The following is a 1,769-nucleotide window of genomic DNA, read 5'->3' as shown; positions in this document are numbered from 1 at the left end:
GTTTCCGGGAGGCGGGTACGGGTCTGGCCCGTGCCGCCGACGTCGCCGTGGCCGCCGCCGTACTGGTCGTCGTTGCTCATTGCGTGTCCGCCCCCTCCGCGTCGTTCGACGGTAGCGCTGGTCCCGCGTGGTTGCGGTGTGGTGGATCGTTCTCGGGTACGGGTTCCTGCGGGTGGACCCCGGCTATACGGCCATTCCGTAGACGATCGTGAACAGCGTTCCGAGGGAGCCGATGATGAAGACTCCGGTGAGTCCGGCGACGATCAGGCCCTTGCCCTGTTCGGCGCTGAACGTGTCGCGGAGGGCGGTGGCGCCGATCCGCTGCTTGGCCGCGCCCCAGATCGCGATGCCGAGGCAGAGCAGGATCGCGACGGCCATGATCACTTCGATCATGACCTTCGCTTCATTGCCGAGGCTGCCGAACGGCCCCCAGTTCGGGGCGATTCCGCCGATGATGGTGGTGATGTCGCCCTTTTCGGCTGCCAGGATCATGTAACTCACCGCCCTTGTATGGGTAGTTCCGGTAGCCCGTGCCCGACGGCAGGGGTCACGCACTATCTTCCCTGATGAAACCCCCGTCATATGTCGACTTGACGTCTCTCTTTGCCCGATGTCCCGGTCCGTGGACCGCTCGGGTGCTCTGACCTGGGCGGGGGCGGCCGGCGTGCGGGTTGACGCGGGGTCACTCTGTGTATCACGGGGGGTGACTGCGGGCAATGATCGCCGTCGTGGTGGGCGCGGGGCCGTGCGGGGGTTGGTCCGAACTGCCGATGTTTGTCCGACGTTCCGTCAGTCGTTCCATCGGCCCGGCTTCCGGGAGTCGATTGTCAGTGGCGGCAGGCAGGCTGGGAGCTGTGACCATTGCTCAGAGCGCAAGTGCTGCTGCCCGCCCCTGGACGTTGACGGACATCGAGGCGGCCGTCCGGGCCGGCTGGTCGGCGGAGACCTGTTCGCCCGACGACGTCGAGCGGCAGCCCTGGAGCGCCGACAACCCGGCGTGGGGCCACTGTGACATCACCGCGCTGGTGGTGCAGGACCTGCTGGGAGGCGGGCTGTTGGTCGGGGAGGTGTGGTTGGACGGGGAGCAGCACGGCTTCCACACCTGGAACCTGCTGCCCGGCGGGATACCCGTCGATCTGACGAGGGAGCAGTTCCGGCGGGGGCAGGTGGTGACCGAGGGGCGGCTGATGGGGCCGCGGCCCGAGGGGCGGTTGCCGAGGCGCTGGGAGGAGTACCGGCTGCTGCGGCAGCGGGTCGAGGACCGGCTCGGGCCGCTGGTGCCGTCGGCCGCGGGGTGACCGGACGGCCGGGCCGGTGGCGGGCCGGGTCAGGTCCAGTGGGCGGGGCGGGTGAGGCCGGCCGGGATCCTGGTGTGGGCGTCGCCGCGGGCGGCGTTCAGCTGGGCCTGGGTGAGGAAGAGCGCGTCACGCAGGTCGGCGCCGCGCAGGTCGGTGTCGCGGAAGTCCGCGCCGATCAGGTCGGCGGACCGGAGGTCGGCCCGGCTGAGGTCGGCGGCGATCAGGTAGGCGCCGCGGAGGGTGGCGCCGCGCAGGTCTGCGCCGGCCAGGCGGGCTCCCATGAGGTCGGCGCCGCGGTGGTTCTTCTTGCGGCCGGGGGCCGTGGCGCGGACGAGTTCGCTCGTCTTCAGCAGCAGGGTGTTGATCTGCTGCCGCAGTGCGCCGACGTCCAGCCCGGCCAGGGCCTCGGCGTCCGCCGCGGCCCACCGGGAGGTCTCCTCCAGAGCCTGGCGGAGCTCGGGGTGGACGGGG

Annotated in this window: 3 protein-coding genes; 1 reads left to right on the top strand and 2 read right to left on the bottom strand. The window is 70.9% G+C overall.

Features of this window, described 5'->3' with window-relative positions; all coding sequences use genetic code 11:
• Window positions 1-183: 183 nt before the first annotated feature.
• Window positions 184-492, bottom strand: a complete 309-nt coding sequence (locus HYE82_RS36305) for a hypothetical protein (RefSeq protein ID WP_042818271.1) — start codon at window positions 490-492, stop codon at window positions 184-186.
• Window positions 493-854: 362 nt separating this feature from the next.
• On the opposite strand from HYE82_RS36305, the gene HYE82_RS36300 reads away from it, so the two are divergent.
• On the top strand, window positions 855-1,298 hold the full coding sequence (locus tag HYE82_RS36300; protein ID WP_309144572.1) for a hypothetical protein: 444 nt from the start codon (window positions 855-857) through the stop codon (window positions 1,296-1,298).
• A gap of 29 nt (window positions 1,299-1,327) precedes the next feature.
• Here HYE82_RS36300 and HYE82_RS36295 read toward each other — a convergent pair.
• Window positions 1,328-1,769 (bottom strand): pentapeptide repeat-containing protein (locus tag HYE82_RS36295; RefSeq protein WP_179178479.1); only part of this gene is annotated, 442 nt, incomplete at its 5' end.

The sequence above is a fragment of the Streptomyces sp. BR123 genome (genome assembly GCF_013401435.1).
In the GTDB taxonomy this organism is placed as follows: Bacteria; Actinomycetota; Actinomycetes; order Streptomycetales; family Streptomycetaceae; genus Streptomyces.
The sequence above is the reverse complement of the archived record's forward strand: the minus strand, read 5'-3'. Positions and strand labels throughout refer to the sequence as shown.

Excerpts from the sequence above, each read along its gene's own strand:
- HYE82_RS36305 (WP_042818271.1), bottom strand. The coding sequence starts at position 492 with ATGATCCTGGCAGCCGAAAAGGGCGACATCACCACCATCATCGGCGGA.